Annotated in this window: 20 protein-coding genes and 1 tRNA gene; 9 read left to right on the top strand and 12 right to left on the bottom strand. The window is 37.5% G+C overall.

The genetic code is table 11. The features are described 5' to 3' along the window. Positions 1–20 precede the first annotated feature (20 nt). The 6 genes from B5X53_RS13510 (at position 21) to B5X53_RS13485 (ending at position 9,845) form a co-directional block, all read left to right on the top strand. Positions 21–2,474 carry a DUF5686 family protein gene (locus tag B5X53_RS13510; RefSeq protein ID WP_079713748.1) on the top strand — a complete coding sequence of 818 codons (2,454 nt, stop codon included), beginning with the start codon at positions 21–23 and terminating at the stop codon, positions 2,472–2,474. 78 nt (positions 2,475–2,552) lie between these two features. Continuing rightward, positions 2,553–4,976: an efflux RND transporter permease subunit gene (locus tag B5X53_RS13505; protein WP_079713747.1), complete on the top strand. Its 2,424-nt coding sequence runs from the start codon at positions 2,553–2,555 to the stop codon at positions 4,974–4,976. Between the two features lie 162 nt (positions 4,977–5,138). After that, the gene (gene asnS / locus B5X53_RS13500; RefSeq protein ID WP_079713746.1) at positions 5,139–6,581 is read left to right on the top strand and encodes an asparagine--tRNA ligase; all 1,443 of its coding nucleotides are present in this window, start codon (positions 5,139–5,141) and stop codon (positions 6,579–6,581) included. Positions 6,582–6,762: 181 nt separating this feature from the next. Continuing rightward, positions 6,763–7,632 carry an RluA family pseudouridine synthase gene (locus B5X53_RS13495; RefSeq protein ID WP_079713745.1) on the top strand — a complete coding sequence of 290 codons (870 nt, stop codon included), beginning with the start codon at positions 6,763–6,765 and terminating at the stop codon, positions 7,630–7,632. Positions 7,633–7,773: 141 nt separating this feature from the next. Further along, positions 7,774–9,240 carry an RNA polymerase factor sigma-54 gene (rpoN, locus tag B5X53_RS13490; protein WP_079713744.1) on the top strand — a complete coding sequence of 489 codons (1,467 nt, stop codon included), beginning with the start codon at positions 7,774–7,776 and terminating at the stop codon, positions 9,238–9,240. Further along, positions 9,240–9,845: a hypothetical protein gene (locus B5X53_RS13485; protein ID WP_079713743.1), complete on the top strand. Its 606-nt coding sequence runs from the start codon at positions 9,240–9,242 to the stop codon at positions 9,843–9,845. Before rpoN ends, B5X53_RS13485 begins: the two co-directional genes overlap by 1 nt. Here the strand turns inward: B5X53_RS13485 and B5X53_RS13480 are convergent. The 9 genes from B5X53_RS13480 to B5X53_RS13440 form a co-directional block, all read right to left on the bottom strand. Next, the gene (locus B5X53_RS13480) at positions 9,840–10,565 is read right to left on the bottom strand and encodes a porin family protein (protein ID WP_101023025.1); all 726 of its coding nucleotides are present in this window, start codon (positions 10,563–10,565) and stop codon (positions 9,840–9,842) included. The two genes, B5X53_RS13485 and B5X53_RS13480, sit on opposite strands and share 6 nt — an antisense overlap. Before the next feature lie 104 nt (positions 10,566–10,669). Beyond that, entirely contained in the window at positions 10,670–11,152 is a 483-nt protein-coding gene (locus B5X53_RS13475; RefSeq protein ID WP_079713742.1) for an ExbD/TolR family protein, read from the bottom strand. Positions 11,153–11,188: 36 nt separating this feature from the next. Continuing rightward, positions 11,189–11,800, bottom strand: coding sequence for an ExbD/TolR family protein (locus tag B5X53_RS13470; protein WP_079713741.1), 612 nt, complete (start codon positions 11,798–11,800; stop codon positions 11,189–11,191). A gap of 4 nt (positions 11,801–11,804) precedes the next feature. After that, positions 11,805–12,242: a hypothetical protein gene (locus B5X53_RS13465; RefSeq protein ID WP_079713740.1), complete on the bottom strand. Its 438-nt coding sequence runs from the start codon at positions 12,240–12,242 to the stop codon at positions 11,805–11,807. A 14-nt stretch (positions 12,243–12,256) separates the two neighbouring features. Beyond that, complete coding sequence (locus tag B5X53_RS13460) at positions 12,257–13,060, bottom strand: MotA/TolQ/ExbB proton channel family protein (protein WP_079713739.1); 804 nt, start codon at positions 13,058–13,060, stop codon at positions 12,257–12,259. A gap of 78 nt (positions 13,061–13,138) precedes the next feature. Next, positions 13,139–13,226 (bottom strand) — tRNA-Ser (locus B5X53_RS13455). A gap of 72 nt (positions 13,227–13,298) precedes the next feature. Continuing rightward, positions 13,299–14,327, bottom strand: a complete 1,029-nt coding sequence (locus B5X53_RS13450; protein WP_079713738.1) for an asparaginase — start codon at positions 14,325–14,327, stop codon at positions 13,299–13,301. Then, positions 14,311–15,450, bottom strand: a complete 1,140-nt coding sequence (locus tag B5X53_RS13445; RefSeq protein WP_079713737.1) for a 1-acyl-sn-glycerol-3-phosphate acyltransferase — start codon at positions 15,448–15,450, stop codon at positions 14,311–14,313. Before B5X53_RS13445 ends, B5X53_RS13450 begins: the two co-directional genes overlap by 17 nt. Positions 15,451–15,500: 50 nt before the next feature. Then, positions 15,501–16,268 (bottom strand): TatD family hydrolase, encoded by a 768-nt coding sequence (locus B5X53_RS13440; RefSeq protein ID WP_079713736.1) that lies wholly within the window; start codon positions 16,266–16,268, stop codon positions 15,501–15,503. Between the two features lie 52 nt (positions 16,269–16,320). Here B5X53_RS13440 and B5X53_RS13435 point away from each other — a divergent pair, with 52 nt between their 5' ends. After that, entirely contained in the window at positions 16,321–16,758 is a 438-nt protein-coding gene (locus B5X53_RS13435) for a retropepsin-like aspartic protease (RefSeq protein WP_079713735.1), read from the top strand. A 253-nt stretch (positions 16,759–17,011) separates the two neighbouring features. Here the strand turns inward: B5X53_RS13435 and odhB are convergent, their stop codons facing one another. The 3 genes from odhB to B5X53_RS13420 all read right to left on the bottom strand — a co-directional run bounded on the left by odhB (position 17,012) and on the right by B5X53_RS13420 (position 22,312). Then, positions 17,012–18,286 carry a 2-oxoglutarate dehydrogenase complex dihydrolipoyllysine-residue succinyltransferase gene (gene odhB, locus B5X53_RS13430; protein ID WP_079713734.1) on the bottom strand — a complete coding sequence of 425 codons (1,275 nt, stop codon included), beginning with the start codon at positions 18,284–18,286 and terminating at the stop codon, positions 17,012–17,014. 64 nt (positions 18,287–18,350) lie between these two features. Beyond that, positions 18,351–21,119 (bottom strand): 2-oxoglutarate dehydrogenase E1 component, encoded by a 2,769-nt coding sequence (locus B5X53_RS13425; protein WP_079713733.1) that lies wholly within the window; start codon positions 21,117–21,119, stop codon positions 18,351–18,353. A 218-nt stretch (positions 21,120–21,337) separates the two neighbouring features. Continuing rightward, positions 21,338–22,312, bottom strand: a complete 975-nt coding sequence (locus tag B5X53_RS13420) for a polyprenyl synthetase family protein (protein WP_079713823.1) — start codon at positions 22,310–22,312, stop codon at positions 21,338–21,340. Positions 22,313–22,467: 155 nt separating this feature from the next. Here B5X53_RS13420 and B5X53_RS13415 point away from each other — a divergent pair, with 155 nt between their 5' ends. Both B5X53_RS13415 and B5X53_RS13410 read left to right on the top strand, forming a co-directional pair. Continuing rightward, positions 22,468–23,025, top strand: coding sequence for an RNA polymerase sigma factor (locus tag B5X53_RS13415; protein WP_079713732.1), 558 nt, complete (start codon positions 22,468–22,470; stop codon positions 23,023–23,025). Positions 23,026–23,035: 10 nt separating this feature from the next. Then, positions 23,036–23,353: a hypothetical protein gene (locus B5X53_RS13410; protein WP_079713731.1), complete on the top strand. Its 318-nt coding sequence runs from the start codon at positions 23,036–23,038 to the stop codon at positions 23,351–23,353. The last annotated feature ends 71 nt before the right edge of the window (positions 23,354–23,424 follow it).

The following is a 23,424-nucleotide window of genomic DNA, read 5'->3' as shown; positions in this document are numbered from 1 at the left end:
TTCATAATTCAGAAAAACCTATGCGTTCTCCGTTATTGCTTATTTTTCTGTTATTTTCCTTTAGTATTTGTGCTCAGCAACCACTACGTGGAAGAATTGTGAACAAACAAACCGGTGACCCCCTCGCCTACGCCAAAATAACATATGGCGACAAAGAAGACTTAAGTAAAATAGACGGTAGTTTTTCCATTACACTTACAGAAGAGGAAACCCAGCTTAGTATTTCTTATGTTGGTTTTGAAACGCAAAACTTTAAGGTTTCAAAGAACGTAGAATTTGTACGGATTAAATTAACTCCTAAAATTGAAGGCCTTGCTGCGGTAACTATTTCTTCAGGGGAAAATAAAGCGAATGCGATTATTGCAAAGGCCATTGCGCGAAAACCCAAAAACGATCCTGAAGAAAAACTACAAAAATTCAATTTTAAAAACTATAATAAATTTATTGTAGACAATGAATCTGCCGCCTTGGAAATGGCGAGCGATAGTACCAATCTTGAAATTGGAACCGTGATTAATTCGGCTGCAAGTTATTTTTCAGAGAAAGTTTCCAAGTTTTATTATTCCCAAAAAGAAGGTTTAAAAGAAGAAGTTCAGGCTTTAAAAACCGCCGGATTTGAAAAACCGGTCTATGAGATTTTATCACTTTCGGTAAATCCATTTTCACTCTACGATAAAGATTTTAGAATTTTTGATACCGATTATGCCGCACCTCTCCAAAATTCTGCTTTCAGAAATTATTCGTTTAAAATTTTAGACACCACGACAACTTCCCAACCGGCTTATGTAATTTATTTTAAGCCAAAAAGGCAACGGGCTGTGGCAGGTTTGGAGGGCATTCTTTATTTAGATACTGAAACCTACGCCATACAGCAAGCAAAAGCACAACTTTTGGGAGCCATAAAACTGGAAATAGACCAGGATTATGAATATTTCCCCGAGGAAAACTTATGGTTTCCAAAAACTCAAAAAATTACAATTAGACCCGGAAATGGCGACCAGGCGATTTCGGTTTTTGGCGGAGTCATCTCTGCAGGAACGCTTCAGAAGAAAGAATCTATTCTAAATAATATCCTTGCACCCGGAAAAAGTGATCCCAACCTGTTTTTAAACGTGACCAGCACTAATTTCGATATTCAGCTGAATTCTAATGAAACTTTAGAAACTTCAGCTGAAATTCTGGTTAATTCTACTGCGATTTCCCGCGAAGATAGCTTTTGGGAAGAAAACAGGACTGAAGCTATAAGCTCGCAAAATAAGTTTAGTCGCCAACGTGCAGAAAGACTTATTAAAGAAAAAGAAGTTGAAGAAAAAATTAGCTTTCAAAAATCGGTTTCAACCGGCTATATTCCGGTGGGATTTTGGGATTTCGATCTTGGAAAATTCTTTAAATTCAATAATTATGAAGGAATTCGCCTGGGATTTGGCGGTAAGACCAACCAACAATTATCAGATATATATAGTTTAAACGGCTACCTGGTGTATGGTACCAAAGACGAAGTTTTTAAATATAACCTGGGGACTGCAATTCATTTAAACAAAGCTACCGAAACCGATCTTAAATTCAATTACACCCGCGATATTGTTGAAACCGGAAGTTTCAGCTACCTACAGGGTAAAAACGATTTCTCTATTGTCGAGCCGCGCTTTGTAAATATTAATTTTTTCTATCAGCATCGTACATTAAGCAGTGGGTTAACTCAGAGATTCGGGTCTGATTTTAAAACTGAGCTCCAGTTTTCTAAAAGTGATATTTCCCAAACCCGCGATTACAGTTTTTTACTAAACGGGCAGGAATTTTCTGAATACACACTTTCTGAAGCTACATTCTCTTTCTTGTGGAGGCCGTTTGCCAAATTTCTAAAAACGCCAAATTCTACCAATTTAATAGAAAAAGGCTATCCAAAATTTACGGGAGAAATCACAAAAGGGATTTCAGGAGTTTTAGGGAGCGATTTTGACTACACAAAATTTGGTCTCTTGGTAGAACACGAAATTAAAAGGCTAAACCAATCCCGAACCGAAATTATCCTGGAAGGAAATTATGCAACCGGTGACGTCCCGCTCACCCATTTATACCACGCCCTACCTAACAGTCCTTCTCGGGAAGGAATTTTAAGTCGTTTCTCGGTGGCAGGAAGGCGCAGTTTTGAAACCATGTTTTACAACGAGTTTTTTAGTGATAAGCAGGCCATGTTGCATATAAAACATCAATTAAGGCCCATAAATGTTCACAGGTTGATTCAACCGGAACTTGTTTTTATTTCCCGCCACGCCATCGGGGATATTAGTAATCCCGAAAGACATAGTATGCCCTTTAAAAGTTTAAAACGCGGTTATCATGAATTTGGAATAGAATTACAAAAAATACTGGTTGGTTTCGGCCTTGGAGCCGCCTATCGCTATGGACCTTATAGTATGCCGAATTTCAATGAAAATTTCGCATTTAAATTCACTTTTCATTTAGATATTTAAGCCTGAGCTACTTTAGGAGTTTAAACAGCATTAAATAAGCTTCCTTTTTATACCTTTGCGCTCGCTTAAAAACTTCCCATGGCTAAGATTTTTAGTTTCGGATTCTGGAACTCAGTTGCGCGATTAATTTTGCGTAACAGGATTATTATACTTTTACTTATTATCGCCACTACGGTGTTTTTCTCTACGCAATGGAAAAACATGCGGTTTTCTTACACTGAAGCCAACCTTTTACCAGACGATCACGAAGACAATATTGCCTACAACGAGTTTCTGGATAAGTTTGGAGAAGAAGGAAATCTTGTGCTGCTTGGCGTAAAAGATTCTACGCTCTTTAAACCAGAAAATTTTGAAGCCTGGAAAGAGCTTACCAAAACTCTAGAGGCCTACCCCGCGGTAGATTATGCCATTTCGGTTAGTAATCTTCACAAATTAAAAAAGTTTGAAGATCCAAGCCGCTTTGAAATGGTGCCCTTTATTACCGAAGATAATCCTACCGAAGAAGAACTTCAGCAATATCAGGATGAGCTTTATAACGAGTTGCCATTTTATGAAAACCTGGTCTATAGCTCGCATTCCAACACATTACAATCGGCCATTTATTTAAATAAAGAGATTGTAAATTCAAAAGAACGAAAAACCTTTGTAATAGATGAATTGCAGCCACTCATCGCTAATTTTGAAGAAAAAACCGGTATAGATGTAAAGGTCTCGGGAATGCCTTACATAAGAACACTGAATTCCCAGAATATAATTGATGAAATCGGCCTTTTCATCCTCGCAGCACTGGGAGTAACTTCGCTTATATTTTTCTTCTTTTTTAGATCAATAAGAGCAACAATTATTTCAATGATTACGGTTTGTATTGGGGTGATGTGGGCTTTTGGCGTAATTGGTTTGTTTAATTATGAAATAACGGTGCTTACTGCGCTTATCCCGCCATTAATTATTGTAATAGGAATTCCTAACTGTATTTTCCTGATAAATAAATATCAGCAGGAAATTAAAAAACATGGGAACCAGGCGAAATCTCTGCAACGGGTAATTACAAAAGTGGGAAATGCCACTTTAATGACCAATATTACCACCGCATCGGGTTTTGCAACTTTTATCCTTACTGATAGCACGCTACTAAAAGAATTTGGTATTGTAGCCTCAATAAATATTGTGGCGATTTTTATTCTAAGTCTGCTGATAATTCCAATTATCTACAGTTATATGAATTTGCCAAGACGCAAACATCTTAAACACCTTAACAAGCGTTGGATTGGTGGTTTTGTGAATTGGATGGAGCAAATGGTGAGACATCGCCGCATTAGTATTTATATAACCTCTATAGTTCTTCTGGTTGCGAGTATTATTGGAATTTACACCATAAAAATTTCGGGAAGTTTATTGGAGGATATGCCCGAAGAAGCTGAATTTTTCCAGGATATTAAATTTTTTGAAGAAGAATTTGACGGGGTGATGCCTTTAGAAATACTTGTAGATACCAAACGGAAAAATGGTGTTTTAAAACCTGCTACGCTGAAACGCATGGAAGAACTGGAAAATCATCTCGCTGAAATTCCCGAATTTTCTCAACCAATTTCCATAACACGGCTGGTAAAATATTCAAAACAGGCGTTTTATAACGGCGATGCCCAATATTATCAATTACCGAGTTCGCAGGAACAGAATTTTATCATGCCCTATGCCAAAGGTTTTTCTTCAAATGAAAATCTGCTCACCTCTTATATAGACAGTACGGGTAGATATGCCCGGATTACCACTTATATGAAAGATGTGGGAACGGATAAAATGGAAGAGCTGGAAGAAGATCTCTGGCCACAGATTAATAAAATCTTTCCGGAAGAGCGCTATGAAATCTCTATGACGGGTAAAGCATTCATCTTCCAGAAAGGAACTAATTATTTGGTAAAAAACCTTATTATTTCGCTTTCCCTGGCCATTTTATTAATCGCATTATTTATGGCCTGGATGTTTAGATCGTTTAGAATGATCCTGGTTTCACTGGTTCCTAACTTACTTCCTTTACTGGTAACAGCGGGAATGATGGGCTTTTTAGGTGTTCCTATTAAACCCTCAACAATTCTTGTATTTAGTATTGCTTTTGGGATTTCGGTAGATGACACCATTCACTTTTTAGCAAAATACAGGCAGGAATTAAAAGCCAACAACTGGAAAATAAAACGTTCGGTCTATGCTGCTTTAAGGGAAACCGGTGTAAGTATGTTCTATACTTCTATTGTGCTGTTTTTTGGATTTTCAGTATTTATGATTAGTAGTTTTGGCGGAACTGTTGCTCTTGGTGGACTTGTTTCTGCAACCCTGCTTTTTGCGATGCTTGCCAATTTGCTGTTGCTTCCTTCTTTATTGCTTTCCTTAGAGAAAAACATTGCTAATAAAGAAGTGCTGAAAGAGCCCGCCATGAAAATTATAGAAACCGATGAAGACGAGGCCGAAATTGAAAAAGAGGAATCTAAAAATTCAGAAAGATAATTAAGAACCTCGAGGTAAGTCCTCGAAGTACGCTTCGGAAATTTTTTTTTATTCTAGGCAAGCCTTTGGGGAAATAAACCCTCTGGAGAGATTAATAAAAACCGGCTTGCTTTGCAGGCTGAGACGGAAAAATTATATTTGTTCTTTCTAAATCTTACATAAATGATACAAGCAAAAATTGCTGAAATATTAGACAGCAATCAATTTCTACAGGAATTTGAGGTGAACGGCTGGGTACGTTCTTTTAGGAGCAATCGCTTTATTGCCTTAAACGATGGTTCTACCATTAACAACCTGCAATGTGTAATAGATTTTGAAAATTTTGACCAGGAGGAGCTAAAAAGAATCACCGTTGGTGCCGCAGTTTCTGTAAAAGGTACTTTGGTTGAAAGCCAGGGAAATCAACAACGAGTTGAGATTGAAGTTAAAAAATTCGAGATTCTTGGGGACGCAAATCCCGAAGAAGTAAAACTTACCATTCTTTCTCCAAAGCGCCATAGTCTTGAAAAACTTAGGGAACAGGCCCATTTAAGGGTGCGCACTAATACTTTTGGCGCCATTATGCGGGTACGTTCTAAACTGTCTTTCGCTGTACACAGTTATTTTCAGCAAAATAACTTTCATTATGTAAACACGCCAATTATTACCGGAAGTGATGCCGAAGGTGCCGGGGAAATGTTTAGGGTTAGTGCTTTAGATATGGAAAACCCGCCAAAGAACGAAGATGGCAGCATAGATTTTCGGGAAGATTTCTTCGGAAAAGAGACCAACTTAACGGTTTCGGGGCAATTAGAAGGCGAAGCCTATGCGATGGGTCTCGGTCAAATTTATACTTTTGGCCCAACTTTTAGGGCTGAAAACTCCAATACTTCCCGCCACTTAGCTGAATTCTGGATGATAGAGCCCGAAGTCGCTTTCTGTGATCTGGATGGCAATATGGATTTAGCTGAAGATTTTATAAAATATGTATTAAAATATATTTTAGATCACTGCCAGGACGATCTTGAATTTCTAGATAAACGCTTTAATGCTGAAGAAGAAGCTAAACCCAAAGCAGATCGTAGCGAAATGGGACTTTTGGATAAACTTCATTTTGTATTAGACAACAATTTTAAAAGGGTAAGTTATACTGAAGCTATAGAAATCCTTAAAAATTCAAAACCGAACAAAAAGAAGAAATTCAACTATATCATTGAAGAATGGGGCGCTGATTTGCAAAGCGAACACGAACGTTTTTTAGTTGAAAAACACTTTAAATGTCCGGTGATTTTATTTGATTATCCTGCAAACATCAAGGCTTTTTATATGCGCCTTAATGAAGATGGAAAAACGGTGAGAGCAATGGATATACTTTTCCCGGGAATTGGAGAAATTGTAGGCGGCTCGCAAAGAGAAGAGCGTTTAGACGTACTTCAGAATAAAATGAAGGAATTAAATATTGACGAAAAGGAATTGTGGTGGTACCTTGATACCCGTAAGTTTGGAACCTGTGTGCACAGTGGCTTCGGACTTGGGTTTGAAAGATTGGTACAATTCGTAACCGGAATGGGAAATATCAGGGATGTAATTCCTTTCCCAAGATTCCCCGGAAACGCGGAGTTTTAAAGATTTTTAAACCTCACATGTTTTGAAAACCTGTGAGGTTTTTTTTAGCCCACCGTCATCCTGAATTTATCTCAGAATCTAATTTTTAATGAGATTTAAATCATGTTAGAAGCTGAAACAAGTTCAGCTTGACGTAAGTAAGAACTCTTTAGACAGCTTCTCATTTAACAAAATAATTACTGTGAAAATCAAAGAAACGCATATCGTTCCTGCTGTTGCTGAAAAAATCAGGTTACAGGAATATGCGGTCTCTATTTTTACTTCCCTGCCTACAAAAAGTTCGTTAAAAAAAGCTCTAAAAAAAGAACTCATTCTTTTAGAGGGGCAACCCGCAAAAACTTCAGATTGGATTAAGGAAGGACAAAAGCTTGAATTACTTGAAGCTGACACTACGGTAAAAAGAACCTTTACTTTAAAACTGGAGGTGATTATTGAAGATGATTACCTAGCGGTTATCCATAAACCTGCCGGAATTCCCACCAGCGGAAATTACTTTAAAACTATTGAGAATGCATTAGCTTTTAATTTAAAGGAATCTAAAGTCAAAGATGCTTTACCTGCTCCCCTGCCCGTTCACCGTTTAGACAATCCAACTTCAGGATTATTGCTTATCGCGAAGAGTAAATCGGTTCAGGTAGATTTAAACAGACTTTTTGAAGAAAAAAAGATTCAGAAAAGTTATCATGCGCTTGTCTTTGGAAGTCTTTCAACTTCAGTTATTCTAAACGATAAGATTGAAGAAAAAGATGCTGAAACACACAGCGAGGTTTTGGAGCAATTTCAGCTGAAAAATGAAAATTTCAGTCTGGTTAAAGCTTTTCCAAAAACCGGGAGAACCCACCAGATAAGAATCCATTTAGCTGGAAATGGAAATCCTATTGTTGGCGATCAACTTTACGGTAAAACTTCAGAAAGTATAAAAAAAGGGGGCTTATTTCTCGCGGCCACCGGACTTGAATTTCAACATCCTGTTACTAAAAAAATGATGAAGTTAGAACTTCCGCTTCCGAAGAAATTCAGGGAAATTAAGAGGTTTTCTACGAATACTTAACAAAATTTTACCACAATCATTTACTATGCCAAAGGCTGTGTCGCGTTGTTTTGCTTATTTTTGTAGTAAACAACAATTGTTTTGACCTTGCGTTAAAATAGAATAAATCTCACCGGCACGTGAGTAAAGTAAAATAAATATATGCTTAAACAGCAATTAAATCTCAAATTATCCCAAAAGCTTTCCCCCCAGCAAATCCAGCTGATGAAGCTTATACAACTTCCTACGCAGGCTTTTGAGCAGCGTATAAAACAGGAGCTGGAAGAAAATCCGGCATTGGAAGATGGCAAGGTGGAAACCAAGGATGAATATGAGGAATATGAAGACGATTATAGTGATAGAGAGCGAGAAGATGAAGGAACCGAATCTATAGAAGCTGAAATTGATGTTGATGAATATTTAAGCGACGACGAAGTACCAAGTTACCGGCTGCAAGCCAATAATTACAGTGCAGACGATGATGAAAAAAGCGTGCCTTACGCTTCTGGAACTTCGTTTACACAATATTTAACCACGCAGTTAAGTACACTTAGGTTTGATGAAACCGAAGAACAAATTGCCGCTTTCTTAGTAGGCAGCGTTGATGAAAGTGGTTATTTAAGAAGAGAATTGCAGGACGTGGTAGACGACCTGGCTTTTACCCAGAATATTTACACTGATGAAGCTGCGGTAGAGAAAGTGCTAAAAAAGGTCCAGGAGCTTGATCCGGCTGGCGTAGGTGCGAGATCGCTTCAGGAATGCCTACTTATTCAATTAAAACGAAAAGAGCCGACAAAAGGCGTAGAATTGGCTGAAGACATCCTGGAAAGATCTTTTGATCAATTCAGTAAAAAACATTACACCAAAATTCTTTCAAGACACGATATTTCTGAAGATGAATTGCGGGAAGCCATAGATGTTATTGAACATCTTAACCCAAAACCAGGCGGTTCTTATTCAGGGAATACAAGGATGGTAGAACACGTAATTCCAGATTTTACCATTAAAATTGTAGATGGCGATTTAGAACTTAGCTTAAACGGAAGAAATGCACCGCAAATGCATGTTTCTCGTGATTATAGCGATATGCTGAAGGGCTACAAGGAATCTAAAGAAAAAACAAAAGCGCAGAAAGATGCGGTGATGTTTATAAAACAGAAACTGGATGCTGCAAAATGGTTTATTGAAGCTATAAAACAAAGACAGCAAACCTTAATGGTAACGATGAGTTCTATTATGAACTATCAAAAAGAATATTTTCTCACCGGCGACGAGCGTAATCTACGTCCGATGATCTTAAAAGATATCGCCGATGAAATTGAAATGGATGTCAGTACGGTTTCCCGTGTGGCAAACAGTAAATATGTTGACACCCCTTACGGGACGAAACTTATAAAGGAATTCTTCTCAGAATCTATGAAAAACGACCAGGGAGAAGATGTATCTACCCGGGAGATTAAAAAGATCCTGGAAATGTCTATTGAAGAAGAAGATAAGCGTAAACCGCTTACCGATGAGAAACTCGCCAATGTTTTAAAAGATAAAGGCTATCCCATTGCAAGACGTACCGTAGCAAAATACAGGGAGCAGTTAGATATTTCAGTGGCAAGATTGCGAAAAGAGATTTAATGAAATTCCTTTTAAATAGCGCCTCTTTTATCTTTCATCCGCTTTGGATCCCGCTGGCAGGGAGTGTACTTTATTTTTTATTTACTCCACGATTTTTCCCCCCTGGGGTCATGCAGGCAAAACTTCTTGCCATTGCAATTTTAACCGTATTTATTCCCATTGTATTTTACTTTTTACTAAAAAACCTGGGAAAGGCTGAATCTATATTTTTAGAAGATGTACGCGAGCGCAGATGGCCTTTACTTTTCTTTGCAATTTTAATAACAATGGTACTCAACCAGATTTTGAATGCCTATAACTATGCCGCTCTGTATTACTTTTTTGTAGGTATTCTTTTTTCAACTTTACTTGCCTTTACTTTGGTAATGTTTCGCTTAAAAGCCAGTTTGCATATCATGGCCCTTAGCGGACTTATAATATTCCTGATAGGTGTAAGCTTAAACTTTCAATTAAACCTAACCTATACCATTAGCTTTTTAATTCTCGCGCTGGGTATTACTGCATCTTCAAGGATTTACTACAAAGCCCATACTTTTAGTGAACTCTTACTCGGCTTATTTTGCGGTGTAACTCCGCAGACTTTGGTTTTATATTTCTGGTTATAGAATATAAAACATTAGTCCGACCCTAAATACCGAAATATCTATAGTCTCTTCGTTTAAACGAGCCTCGGGAAAAAGTGAATTAAGACTGTAATAAATATGAAAATTGAAGGTATTATAACCAAAAGTAAAGGTTGCTCCCATCCGGAAACGATCTAACTCGGGCACATCGGTTTGCACCACCTCGTTTTCTGGTTGTACAAAATTGCTTTTAAAGTGATAGATATAACCGAATTTTAATCCTGTGTAAATTCTCCAGAACTTATAGGTTTCGGGAGTAGAAGTACGCCAGCGAAACTCAAGAGGCGCTTCAATTAATTGGGCAGAAAAACGGTTTGTGCTATAATCAATCTCTCCTGTTAGATTTCTAAAAATAGTCTCTCCATTATCATCCTCGCCTATAAATAAATTGTGACTATAACTATTTAGAGACCAACCTAAACCTGCTGCAATAGCGATATTTCGACGTTTGTTGAGAGGAAAATCTCTTGTAAACCCGGCGTGAACCCCCCCGGAAAACCCAGACTGGGAAATAGCTTCAGGTTTATTACTTATTAAATTAAAGGTTAAACCAACGTAAAACTGATCTTCACGGTATAAACTATCTATTACAGCCGGTACGGAGTCCGGGATGCTTTCTAATCTATTTCCCTCTTCAGTTTGGGCCATTACCGGCGTACTGAAAAGAATAAAAAAGAAAATAAAGAAGCATATTTTATTCATTTTAAACCACGGGTATATTGAGTTTAAAGATAAAAAAACATCCTGCCAAATATTTAAATTTTGACAGGATGTTTATACAGTTTTGAAAAAATACCTATTGGTAATTATTGCATGTTTTGCAGAGCTTCACCTTCTTTAGTGGTATAGTTAATTTTAAGAGCTTCAGCTTTTCTCAATTCTTGTTTGATATCTGAAACTAATCCCATATTTGTTTCTTCATCTACCTTAAGGGCAGTTGTAAGATATGGTACTAACTCTTCACGCTTAGTTTCCCTTTCAGAGAAAATAAATGATTGTACTTCATCAACACTGGCAAACTTATCGTTTAACTGAATCCTGGCTTCCCTACCAAATCTTTCCTGGTAGCGTGGGCTGGGTTTACCGGCGTAAATGTACATTACTAAATCTTTCTTATCTAACTTTTCAGTTTGATCGGCGAATGGTAGTTTATTTTCAACCATTAACGTATTCTGACGCATCACGGTAACAACCATAAAGAAGAACAGTAACATAAATACAATATCTGGTAAAGATGCTGTACTAATGGCTGGTTGCCCTTCGCTCTTTTTCTTTTTGAATTTAGACATAATTAAGTCTTAAATTTAAGTTTTATAATTAGGTTATTAACTCGTAGGTTCTGCTTCAGAAAGCTTTTGAGGGATCATATCTTTTATAACTTCAATTCTCTCCTTCAAAGTTTCTTTAGCGCCTTCACTAGTACGGGAATCATCATACCTTGCTTGCATTTCTGTAAAGCTTGTACCAAACAAACGCTGGGCTTCCCTATCTCTAAGTTGGTTATAAGCCGCTACAAGTTCGTTTTGTACTGCGATATAAGTTCCGTACTCTGTTCCTCTGTTATTTACCAAAGAAATAATAGCTTTCGTTGGGTTAACAGACGAATCTGGGTCTCCGGCTCCCTGGCAGAAATCACAAGCTTCATCGCCTGTTCCTCCTCCATTGTCAAGAAATTCAACAGCTGCCTGTCTTAATTCCTCAATCTCCATCTCCTCATCTTCTACAAGTAACTGGTTATTTGCATTAACCAATACCTGGAAGATGTTCCGCTCCTTAATTATCGGCGGATCCTGTTCTTCAGGCTGCCACTCCGGCAACTTCCTGCTAATCCCGCTATCTGTCTCAATGGTTGTTGTTACCAAAAAGAAGATTAGAAGCAAGAAAGCAATATCGGCCATAGAACCGGCATTAACTTCTGGTGCTGATCTTCTTGCCATATTATTACTTAGTTAATTTTTTAATTCCTGAAATCACCATTGCTAAAATCGCAATACCTGCAAGAATGTAGAAAGTTACTAAACCTGCACTTACCCAATGAGATGCGCTGGCAGAGAGTATATCTCCATCCTTAAGCGTCATTTGAGAACCATCGGTTACAAGATAAGCAATTACAATAACTGCAATAAATGCTCCAACAGCGATAAGTGTGTTTTTAATATTTCCTTTAAACAGACCTTTTATCACGAAGATTGCGACCAATACAAGAACAACCAGTAACACGAAATAAGACAAATACATTATTGGTGCAAGCAGACTATTCTGTAAATCGGCCGAGGCCTCTATAGCATCCGCGTCTTCGGCAAGGATCCTTCCCAGAAGGATAAGACCTATCACGCCTAATGCAATGGATACATATTTTAATATTTTATGTAAAGTCATAATTTAATCTGGTCTTAGATTCTTTTTTTGTTTTTGTAAGCTACCAACATATCGATTAGAGTGATAGATGCATCTTCCATATCGTTTACAATACTATCTATTTTAGCGATAATATAGTTATAAAATATTTGAAGGATAATAGCTACGATCAAACCAAATACGGTTGTAAGAAGTGCCACTTTAATACCTCCGGCAACAAGAGATGGTTGCATATCACCAGCAGCTTCAATTCTATCAAAGGCGGTAATCATACCAATTACAGTACCCATAAAACCAAGCATAGGAGCAATAGCGATAAATAAAGACAACCAGGAAACGTTTTTCTCCAACTGTCCCATTTGTACACCACCGTAAGCTACAACAGCTTTTTCTGCAGCGTCAATACTTTCATCTGCACGATCAAGACCCTGGTAGTAAATAGAAGCAACAGGTCCTTTTGTATTTCTACAAACTTCCTTAGCAGATTCTACACCACCACTGTTTAAAGCATCTTCTACATCTCTAGCCAGTTTTCTGGTGTTAGTAGTAGAAAGGTTTAAAAAGATAATTCTCTCTATGGCAACAGCCAAACCAAGAATTAAACATAAAAGAACAATCCCCATAAATGCAGGACCACCTTCTATAAATCGTTTTTTAAGTTCCTGATGAAAACCAAGAGTTTCTTCCTCTGCCTCATCTGCGGCAGCTGCAGCCTCTTCGTCTTGTACAAAATTCACAATTGTACCAGGTAATGTGTTAACATTATTGGCCGCATTAAGGTTTCCGGCTCCAAGCACCATCACCGCGGCGATTACCAAAATAGAAAATAATCTTTTCATTACTGTTTGTCTTAATTTAATTAGTTAAAGGGTTAAAGATATAAAAATAAATTTTTAATAAAAATATAATAATTATTGCAGAGAGGAAGGGATTCGAACCCTCGATACGCTTGTGGCGTATACACACTTTCCAGGCGTGCGCCTTCGACCACTCGGCCACCTCTCTTTCTTAACGTTTTCCAAACGGTGCGCCAAATAACGAAAAAAAATATACTTCGTCAAGCATCTGCCGTTAATTTTATGACATTTCCCCTCTAAGAGACGTTTCAAAGATAGTTTTAAACACTTTAGGAGACAATTCTTTTCCCAAAAGATACATTAATTTCGCAACCGCAGCCTCAGTACTAATGTCTTTTCCAGATACTACACCTATTTTTTTAAGCTGTACACTGGTTTCATATTGACCCATAACTACGCTTCCGCCAATACATTGAGTGACATTTACAACAAATAATCCTTCAGAAATTTTTCTTTTTAGAATATCCAGAAACCAATCGTCACTGGGTGCATTCCCGCTTCCATAAGTTTCCAAAACAACTCCTTTAAGGCCTGGTTTTGACAACATATATTCTACAGTTTTTGCATTTATCCCCGGAAAAATCTTTAAAATAAGCACTTCATTATTAAATCCTGTGTGCAATTTTGTTCTTTGCCGGCGATTTGGACGCCATAAAGCATTGTGATTTACAGAAAGATAAACGCCAGATTCAGCCAGAGGAGGATGATTTAATGAAGCAAAAGCCTGGAAATGTTCGGCATTAATCTTTGTAGTTCTATTGGCCCGGTATAATTTATATTCAAAATAAAGTCCTACTTCAGAAATTACCGGCTTTCCGTTTTTTTGTAAACCGGCAATTTGAATACTGGTAATAAGGTTTTCTTTTGCGTCTGTTCTTAAATCTCCAATGGGTAATTGTGACCCGGTAAAAATTATGGGCTTGGTTAAATTCTCGAACATAAAACTAAGCGCCGATGCCGTGTAAGACATGGTGTCGCTGCCGTGCAATACTACAAAACCGTCATAGGTATCAAAATTCTCATTAATTGTACTGGCAACTTTCACCCAGCATTCCACGTTCATATTAGAGGAATCTATAGGATCGTCAAAGCTCAAGGTATCTATCTCGTGTTCCAGGATTTTAAGCTCGGGAATATTTTGTAGTAATTCATCAAAATTAAATGCTTTAAGGGCCCCAGAATCATAATCCTTAATCATACCAATGGTCCCGCCGGTATAAATAAGTAAGATTTTAGCTCTTTTCTTCATACAGCGCTTCTTTATTTATTACAGGATTTGCATACATTAATAAATAACTGTTTAGTTCCAGGGCGTTTTTTACATCTACCCTTCGGCTAAGGCGGCGCTCAAACTGTCTTTTTTCTTTATCTGAATATTTATCGGCATAAGTTTCTGAATTCTTCAACAAATCGAAAGCGATATAATTTGCCGGCCACAATTTGTAATTTTTATAGATATGCTCATCTATTTTAGTAGCAACTGCTTTTAGCTGTGCATTTATAGAATCATGTTCCGCTTCAATTTTTTCAAAAACTTCTTTTCCCAGCACCTCTCCGGCATTAATATGAATGCGTCCCTTATTGCCCAGGGCTCCTTGCATAATGGAATTAAAATCTTCGTTAGCCGATTTTACATATTCTTCCTTCATTCTTTTAGCAAGAAGTTCAGGCATTTTTAGAATATCGGTAGGATCAAATTCATAAGAAATCGCTACCGGAACAATCTTGAGTTCAGTAAAATATTCGGCTAGGCTTTTTTTGCCTTTGGCCATAGCAAGCATTTTTAAAACCCCTTGCTGGGTATAATCGCTTCCATCTTTGGTTCGCCCCTCTCGTTGGGCCATCCAAACCGACCTGCCTCCCTCCAGTAGCTGTTTAATATATTCTGAAAGTACCATGGAACTTTTAAGCATTTCCCTGGGGCTAAGCCCCCGTTTTACCAGAAAGTTCCGGTTTAAACGCGACAAAGCCATGAGAAAAGGTTTTTGTACCAAATTGTCCCCAATAGCCGAAGCCGTCATAATAAGGTCTTGCTCATATAAAGAAGTATTCAACAAAGAAGTATCAAGAATAATATCCCGGTGGTTGGAGATATAAAAATAAGCCTGGTCAGTATCTAATTTCTCGAAGCCATTGTAGGTAAGCCCTTCGGTACTTTTTTCGATAACTTTTAAAACCGAATTATAAATTACCTTGGTTTGAAAATCCCTGATTGAATGGCATTCTCCCAGGACAGCTGCAATTTCTTCTGAAGTTTTTTCAGGAAATGTAAACTGTAAAAGTGTTTTAACCATGGGGTGCCTCATGAACTCCTGCAAGGCAGGTTGCACCTCTTCATCTTTATAAAACCTTATGTCTTCGAATTCTTTCACGCAAAATTGTGTTAGCTAGGCAAATGAACAAATTTTAATTATAACCTCCTTTAAATCCCAAATATATCTTTGGAATTCCGGGTGGTTATTTCAGCAATTTCAGCAAGTGGTTTTTCATATATTCCTGCAAGCTTTTCGGCAACTTTTATAAGATATTCCGGCTCATTTCGCTTTCCGCGGAATGGCGTTGGGGATAAATACGGCCCATCGGTTTCCAACACGATTTCTTCAAGCGGAATTTCATTTAGAAATTTATCGATTTTTCCATTTTTGAAGGTCACCACGCCTCCAATTCCCAGTTTTAAATTATATGAAAGGGCACGTTTGGCCTGCTCAAGGTTTCCGGTAAAACAATGAAATATCCCGAACAGATCATCGCTTTTTTCTTCCCCTAAAATATCAAAAATCTCATCAAAAGCCTTCCTGCAGTGAATTACTATGGGAAGCTTGTATTTTTTCGCAAGTTTTATTTGCCATCTAAAAGCTTTTTGCTGAATTTCCAGCGTGCTTTTATCCCAATGCAAATCTATACCTATCTCCCCTACGGCATAAAATCTTCTTCTTTCAAACTGCTCTTCCACATGTTTTAATTCTTCTTCATAATTTTCCTGCACGTGGGTTGGATGCAAACCCATCATTAAAAAGACATTCTCGGGATACCGGGCTTCCAGCTCGTACATAGCCTCTGTAGTTTCAGAATCTATGGCAGGTAAAAAAAACCGTTCAATATTTTGCTGAAAGGCGTTTTCTATAAGATCCTCCCTGTCTTTTTCGTAATCTTCGCTGTAAAGATGTATGTGCGTATCGGTTAAAATCATAAAAGCAAAAATAATTTATTTTGAAGACCTATCTTTGCGAAAAACATAAAGAATGTCATCTTTAAAAAAATTCCTGAAAGAAAAAGGCTTTAAACGCATAAAACTGAAATACACCAAGACCCAACACCTGGAATTGGTAGCCAAAATTAATAATATTGAAGGAAACTTTATCCTTGATACAGGAGCTTCCAGCACTTGCGTAGGTCTTGAAGCGGTAGAACATTTTAAACTTCTTGCCGAAGACAGCGATATAAAAGCTGCCGGTGCGGGAGCAACTAACATGCTCACTCAAATTGCCCAAAAGAACCGAATTGAAATAAAAGGCTGGAAAAAGAAAAAAGTAGACCTGGTACTTTTCGATCTAAGACACGTGAACGAAGCTCTTGTAAACCACGAAGCCGAAAAGGTTCACGGGATTATTGGCGCAGATATTCTAAAAAAAGGAAAAGCTGTTATAGACTACAAAGCCCCTGCACTTTATTTAAAATAGCATTTTAAAAAGGGGAAATATCCCCTTGATTCGCAGACTCTTGTTAACTAAGTTTGATTAAATTAATGTTAGTAATGTCTGTAATGTCTAAAAATAAACTTCGCCATCAACTCCTGTATGTAATATTAAGCATATTCGTGGTAGTCGTTTTATTTTTAAACATCTTGAGCTTATTTTTGTTTTGATTTATTATTTGAAAATTAAAAAAGGCAGCCGCCCGGCTGCCTTTTTTAATTTATAAATATTCTGAAGTTTAAAGCTCAAGAGCTCTTTTCACATCGTTATCCATTAATAATTCTTCCGGATTTTCTATAGCTTCTTTAATTGCTACAAGGAAACCAACAGATTCTTTTCCATCAATAATCCTGTGATCGTAAGAAAGTGCCACATACATAATAGGACGAATTTCTACGTGACCATCTATAGCCACGGGACGTTCTACAATGTTGTGCATTCCTAAAATCGCACTTTGCGGCGGGTTAATAATTGGTGTAGAAAGCATAGAACCAAATACCCCACCATTTGTAATAGTAAAAGTACCACCGGTCATTTCATCTACGGTAATTTTCCCGTCACGGGCTTTTGTAGCCAAACGTTTTACCTCATCTTCTACTCCTCTGAAACTAAGATTTTCAGCATTTCTTATTACCGGAACCATTAAACCTTTTGGTCCTGAAACCGCAATACTTATGTCTTTATAATCAAAACTAACCTGGTGATCACCATCTATCATAGAATTCACACCTGGATATTGATCTAGTGCACGAACCACGGCCAGTGTAAAAAAAGACATAAAGCCAAGACTTACGCCGTGCTTATCTTTAAATTCTTCTTTGTATTTCTTTCTTAAGTTGAATATAGGCTGCATATCTACTTCGTTAAAAGTAGTAAGCATCGCGGTATCATTTTTAACTGAAACCAAACGAGAAGCTACTTTTCTACGTAGCATAGACATCTTCTTCTTAGATTCCCCGCGTTTCCCCTTGCCCGGGCTTCCCATTGAAGCTTTTGACTGTACGGCATCTTCTTTAGTTATTCGGCCATCTTTTCCGCTTCCTTCTACATCTTTAGCATCAACGCCTTTTTCGTCAAGGATCTTTTTAGCAGCAGGAGACGGACTACCTTTTGCATGAGAATCCTGTTTCTGAGAAGGTGTTGAAGATTTAGAAGGCTCCTGGGTTTTAGCTTCGGCCTTATCCTTATCCTCTTTCTCTTTTTTATCGGAAGAATCATCTTTAGACTCTTCTTTTTCTTTAGATTCTTTTTTATCATCACCTCCACCAGGCTTTTCAGCTTCGGTATCGATTAGACAAACCACTTCTCCTACAGCCACAGCATCACCTTCCTCGGCTTTGAGCGTGATAATACCACTGGCTTCAGCCGGAAGTTCTAATGTAGCCTTATCGCTGTCTACTTCTGCAATTGGCTGATCTTTTTCTACGTAGTCGCCGTCTTCAACTAACCACTCGGCTATTTCAACTTCGGTTATAGATTCTCCCGGAGAAGGAACTTTCATTTCTAAGGCCATGATCTTTGTTTTTATTTTTTATTGTTATTTCCGCGAAAGCGAAAACCTTTAATTCTATATTAATTTATTCTTCTAAGTTCTTGTCAAAAACACTTGCTATCACTTTATCGTGACGCTTTTTAAATCTCACAGAACTACCGGCAGCCGGAGAACCGTAGAATTTCCTGCTGCAAACCCTAAAGTTCTTAGCTTCATCAAAATGCAATAACATATGCCCGTAAGCTCCCATATTTCGTGGCTCTTCCTGGGCCCACACTACATCATCTGCATTTTTATATTTCTTGATCGCTTCTTTCATTTTTTCACTAGGCAGCGGGAATAATTGTTCCACACGTACTAAAGCTACATCATCACGATCGTTTTCTTCCTTATATTCCAATAAATCATAATAAAATTTACCGGTACAGAAAACTAAAGATTTCACATCTTTAACTTTCGCTTTTAGATCGTCTAATAGGGGTTGGAAACTTCCTTCAGCAAAATCTTCTTTAGTTGAAATTACTTTAGCATGTCTTAGCAAGCTTTTTGGTGTAAAAATTACCAATGGTTTTCTAAACCCGGCTTTCATTTGCCTACGTAAAATATGGAACATATTGGCCGGTGTAGTAACATCTGCCACATACATGTTATCTTTTGCACAAAGCTGAAGAAAACGCTCCATTCTGGCTGAAGAGTGTTCTGCACCCTGACCTTCATACCCGTGAGGTAAGAAAAGCACGAGTCCGTTTTGTAATTTCCACTTGTCTTCTGCCGCAGAAATATACTGATCTATCATTATTTGCGCACCATTCACGAAATCCCCAAACTGGGCTTCCCAAATGACCAGGGTTTTAGGACTTGCCATGGCGTACCCATAATCAAACCCCATTACGCCGTATTCTGAAAGCGGAGAATTATATACAAAGAAATCGCCATCCCTGCCTTCTATATTATTATGAAGAATAATTTCTTCTTCACTTTCTTCTACTTTTACAATTGCGTGACGGTGAGAGAACGTACCTCTTTCACTGTCCTGCCCGCTAATTCTAATATTATATCCTTCTTTCATTAAAGAACCATAAGCAAGATGCTCGGCCATAGCCCAATCTAGCTTATTATCTTCAAAATAAAGTTGATGACGCAGGTCTATAATCTTTTTCACCTTACGCATAAACTTCTTATCCTCGGGTAATTTAGAGATAGCTTCAGCCACTTTATCAAGATCTTTCATCTTGTAGGTGGTATCAAATTCCTTCATCATCTCCTCTTCGCGCACATTATTAAAACCTTCCCACTCATCGTACATAAACGGAGTGATCTTGGTGGTTTCTTCTTTCCTGGAATCTTCTAAATTCTCTTCAAGATCTGCCTTATACTCTTCTTCAAGTTTTTTAAGGTAATCGTCGTCTATAATATTTGCTTCCTTAAGCTTTTCGGCATACATATCCATCGCATTTTTATGTTTTGCGATTGCTTTATATAATTTTGGTTGGGTAAATTTAGGCTCATCACCTTCATTATGCCCGTATTTTCTATATCCTAGTAAGTCAATAAATACATCGCGTTTAAACTTCATTCTAAAGTCTAGCGCGAATAAAATTGCGTGCACTACGGCTTCAGCATCATCGGCATTAACATGCAATACGGGAGAAAGGGTTACTTTACCAACATCGGTACAATAGGTTGAGGAACGAGCATCAAGATAATTTGTGGTAAATCCTATTTGGTTATTCACTACAATATGAATGGTTCCGCCGGTTTGGTAACCTTCCAACTTAGCCATTTGCACTAATTCGTAAACCACTCCCTGTCCTGCAATAGCCGCATCACCGTGCACAAGTATAGGAAGCACCTTCATATTATCACCACCGTAATGCCTGTCTTGCTTGGCTCTTGCGATACCTTCTACAACAGGACCTACCGCTTCTAGATGCGAAGGGTTTGGTGCGATATTTATATTTATTCCTTTTCCGTTATCTGTAAGTCGGCAGGAAGTCCAGCCCAGGTGATATTTTACGTCTCCGTCAAAAATATCCTGTTCGTAATCCTTTCCGTCAAATTCACTAAAAATATCTTTAGCACTTTTGCCGAAAATATTGGTAAGCGTATTTAAACGACCCCGGTGGGCCATACCCATCACGAAGTCTCTTACGCCATAATCTGCTGCTTTTTCAATAAGTGCATCTAAGGCGGGGATTAAACTTTCTCCACCTTCCAGCGAGAAACGTTTTTGCCCTACATATTTTCTATGTAAAAATGATTCAAAAGAAACTGCCTGATTTAATTTCTTCAGAATTTTCTTTTTCTCCTCATCACTAAAATTAGGATGGTTTTCATTCTTATTCAGTTTATCCTGAATCCATTGAATTTCTTCCGGTTTCCGAATAAACATATATTCAATCCCGATAGATTCACAATAAACTTTCTCAAGGTGTTTTATAATATCACGAAGGATACTGGGACCAATGCCAAGCATTTCACCGGCATTAAATTTTGTATCCAGATCGCTTTCCTCCAATCCAAAATTATCAATATCTAAAGTTGGACGGTATTTGCGGCGCTCTCTAACCGGGTTGGTTTTGGTAAATAAGTGCCCACGGGTTCGGTAGCCATCTATAAGTCTAATTACCTTAAATTCTTTAGTAACATGCTCTGGAATTTCACCATCCTGAAAATCTACAGGAGCTTCTTCCATAGTTTCCGCAGAAACTCCGTTTTGTTGCATTCCAAAGTCAAAACCTTGAAAAAAAGCCCTCCAACTGGGCTCTACACTATCGGGGTACTGGAGATATTGATCGTAAAGTTCGGCGAAGTATGCCGTATGTGCAGCATTTAAAAATGAAAATCTATCCATAATTTGAAACTAATGTTTCTTTTGAGTGTAAAACACAGCAAAAATACAATTTTTAGCAAAAACAGGGGGCAGCAAACTATATATTTATCTTATGAATTATAAGAAGTTTAACATAGTAGAAACTTTAGGATGTACCCAAAATTGTTTATTGTTTGCAAATATATTAGGCGTAACCGCCTAAAAATTAAGAATCTCTTAATTGCGGTTTTGCCGAAAATTTAAACCGTGCGATTCATAAGCATTTCTCCAAATTGTCTTAAAGGAAATTTTTTCTCGTCAGCGATTTCAATTTTATCTAAAACTTCAAAAGCTTTATTGGTATATTTTTCTATTTCCTGCCTGGTTAATTCTGCAGCACCGCTATGTTCAAAAAGATTTTTTACCGCTTCTATTTTACCTGAAGTTTCGGCCGGATTAATCGTATATAAATGCTCCAGCTGCTGGGCTTCACTTTTGCCAGAAGTTTCCAAAGCTTTTAAATAAAGAAAGGTCTTTTTATTTTCAATAATATCACCTCCGGGTTGTTTTCCAAAAGTTTCGGGATCTCCAAAAGCATCTAAATAATCGTCCTGAAGTTGAAATGCAATTCCCAATAAACGGCCAAATTCATAAACCGCTTCTTTACATTGCGTAGAAGTACCGGCTACAATAGCTCCCATTTGTAAGGAAGCCCCAACCAGAACCGCGGTTTTGTATTCTATCATTTTTATATAATCCTCAATAACTACATCGTCCCGGGTTTCAAAATCTATATCATATTGCTGGCCTTCACAAACTTGAATAGCCGTTTTTGTAAATAAACGCGCTAATTCTTTAAAAGTTTCGCCCTCATAATTTTCAAAAAGCTGGTACGCATTGATAAGCATAGCGTCTCCAGAAAGAATCCCGGTATTTATATCCCAGCGTTCGTGTACGGTTTCTTTGCCGCGACGTAAGGGTGCATCGTCCATAATATCGTCATGGACCAAAGAGAAATTATGAAAAACCTCTATGGCAAGCGCCGCATCTAAAGCTTTTTTATAGTCTGCATCAAAAATATCGGTTGCCATAAGTACCAAAACCGGTCTTAAGCGTTTGCCGCCCAAACCAAGAATATACTTCATTGGCGCGTAAAGATTTTCAGGTTCTTTTACAGTCACCTGACTATTTAAGTATTTAGTAAATTCTTCGCGGTAGTATAAAATGTCTTGCATCCCCCAAAAATAATGTAAATCTACCCACAATAACAACTTAAAAATTACCCTTACATAAATTCATTGTTGATGTTTCTGATTAATTTTCAGAAAATTTAAAGTAAAATCAATTCTGATTCGTCTTTAATAATATAAAAGTCGGCAAAAGCTATAAAATGTCCCAGCAAACGAAGGAAAATATAGTTGAAGATACAATAAGCAATTATAATGATAGACTACTGGCATTTATAAAGCCCAAAGTAAAAAACAATGAAGATGCTGAGGATATTTTACAGGAAGTTTGGTACCAGTTTAGCAATCTTACCAATTTTTCTCAAATCGTAAATATTGGAAACTGGCTTTACCGGGTTACCCGTAATAAAATTACTGACAACTATCGTAAGAAAAAAACCGGCAACCTGGAAGATTATAATTTTGAAGATAATGACAACTTTTCATCCATAAAAGATCTTTTGCTCATGGATGAAGCGAAAGATCCCGAACTCAAAATGTACCAGGAAGAAATTTGGAGAGCGCTTTTTGAAGCACTGGAAGAATTACCAAAAAATCAGCGGTTGGTATATATAGAAAATGAAATAGAAAATAAAACCCTTCAACAAATTTCTGAAGAACAAAACACCAATATAAAAACTATTATTAGCAGAAAGCATTATGCAATTAAACATTTACGAAAACGCCTATATCAACTGTATAGTGATTTAAAAAATTATTAAATAAAAAGTGATGCGTAGAAAAGGAAAATTTAGAGCCAAATGGGTGCTTATCCCCGTGACGATACTTTTACTCGTCACCGCAATTGTAATGTGGCTATGGAATGCCATCTTACCGGAGGTGCTGGAGGTAAAAACTATTACTTACTGGCAAGCCATGGGAATTCTAGTACTAAGTAAAATCTTATTCGGCGGATTCGGCGGATGCAAAAAAGGAAATTACACTCAAAGAAAAAATCTAAGAGAGAAATTTAAAAGCATGTCGCCCGAAGAAAGGGAAAAATTTAGAAAAATGTGGAAGCAAAAATGTAAAAAAGATTCCTTTGATTAATTTTCAAAAAACCATGGAAACTTTTTTTGTTTTTTAAGTTTCCTTATCGTAGTTTTGCTCAAAATTTATAC

The sequence above is a fragment of the Salegentibacter salinarum genome (genome assembly GCF_900168115.1).
Lineage (GTDB): Bacteria > Bacteroidota > Bacteroidia > Flavobacteriales > Flavobacteriaceae > Salegentibacter > Salegentibacter salinarum.
Note: the sequence above shows the minus strand (reverse complement) of the source record. Positions and strands in the feature narration are given on the sequence as shown.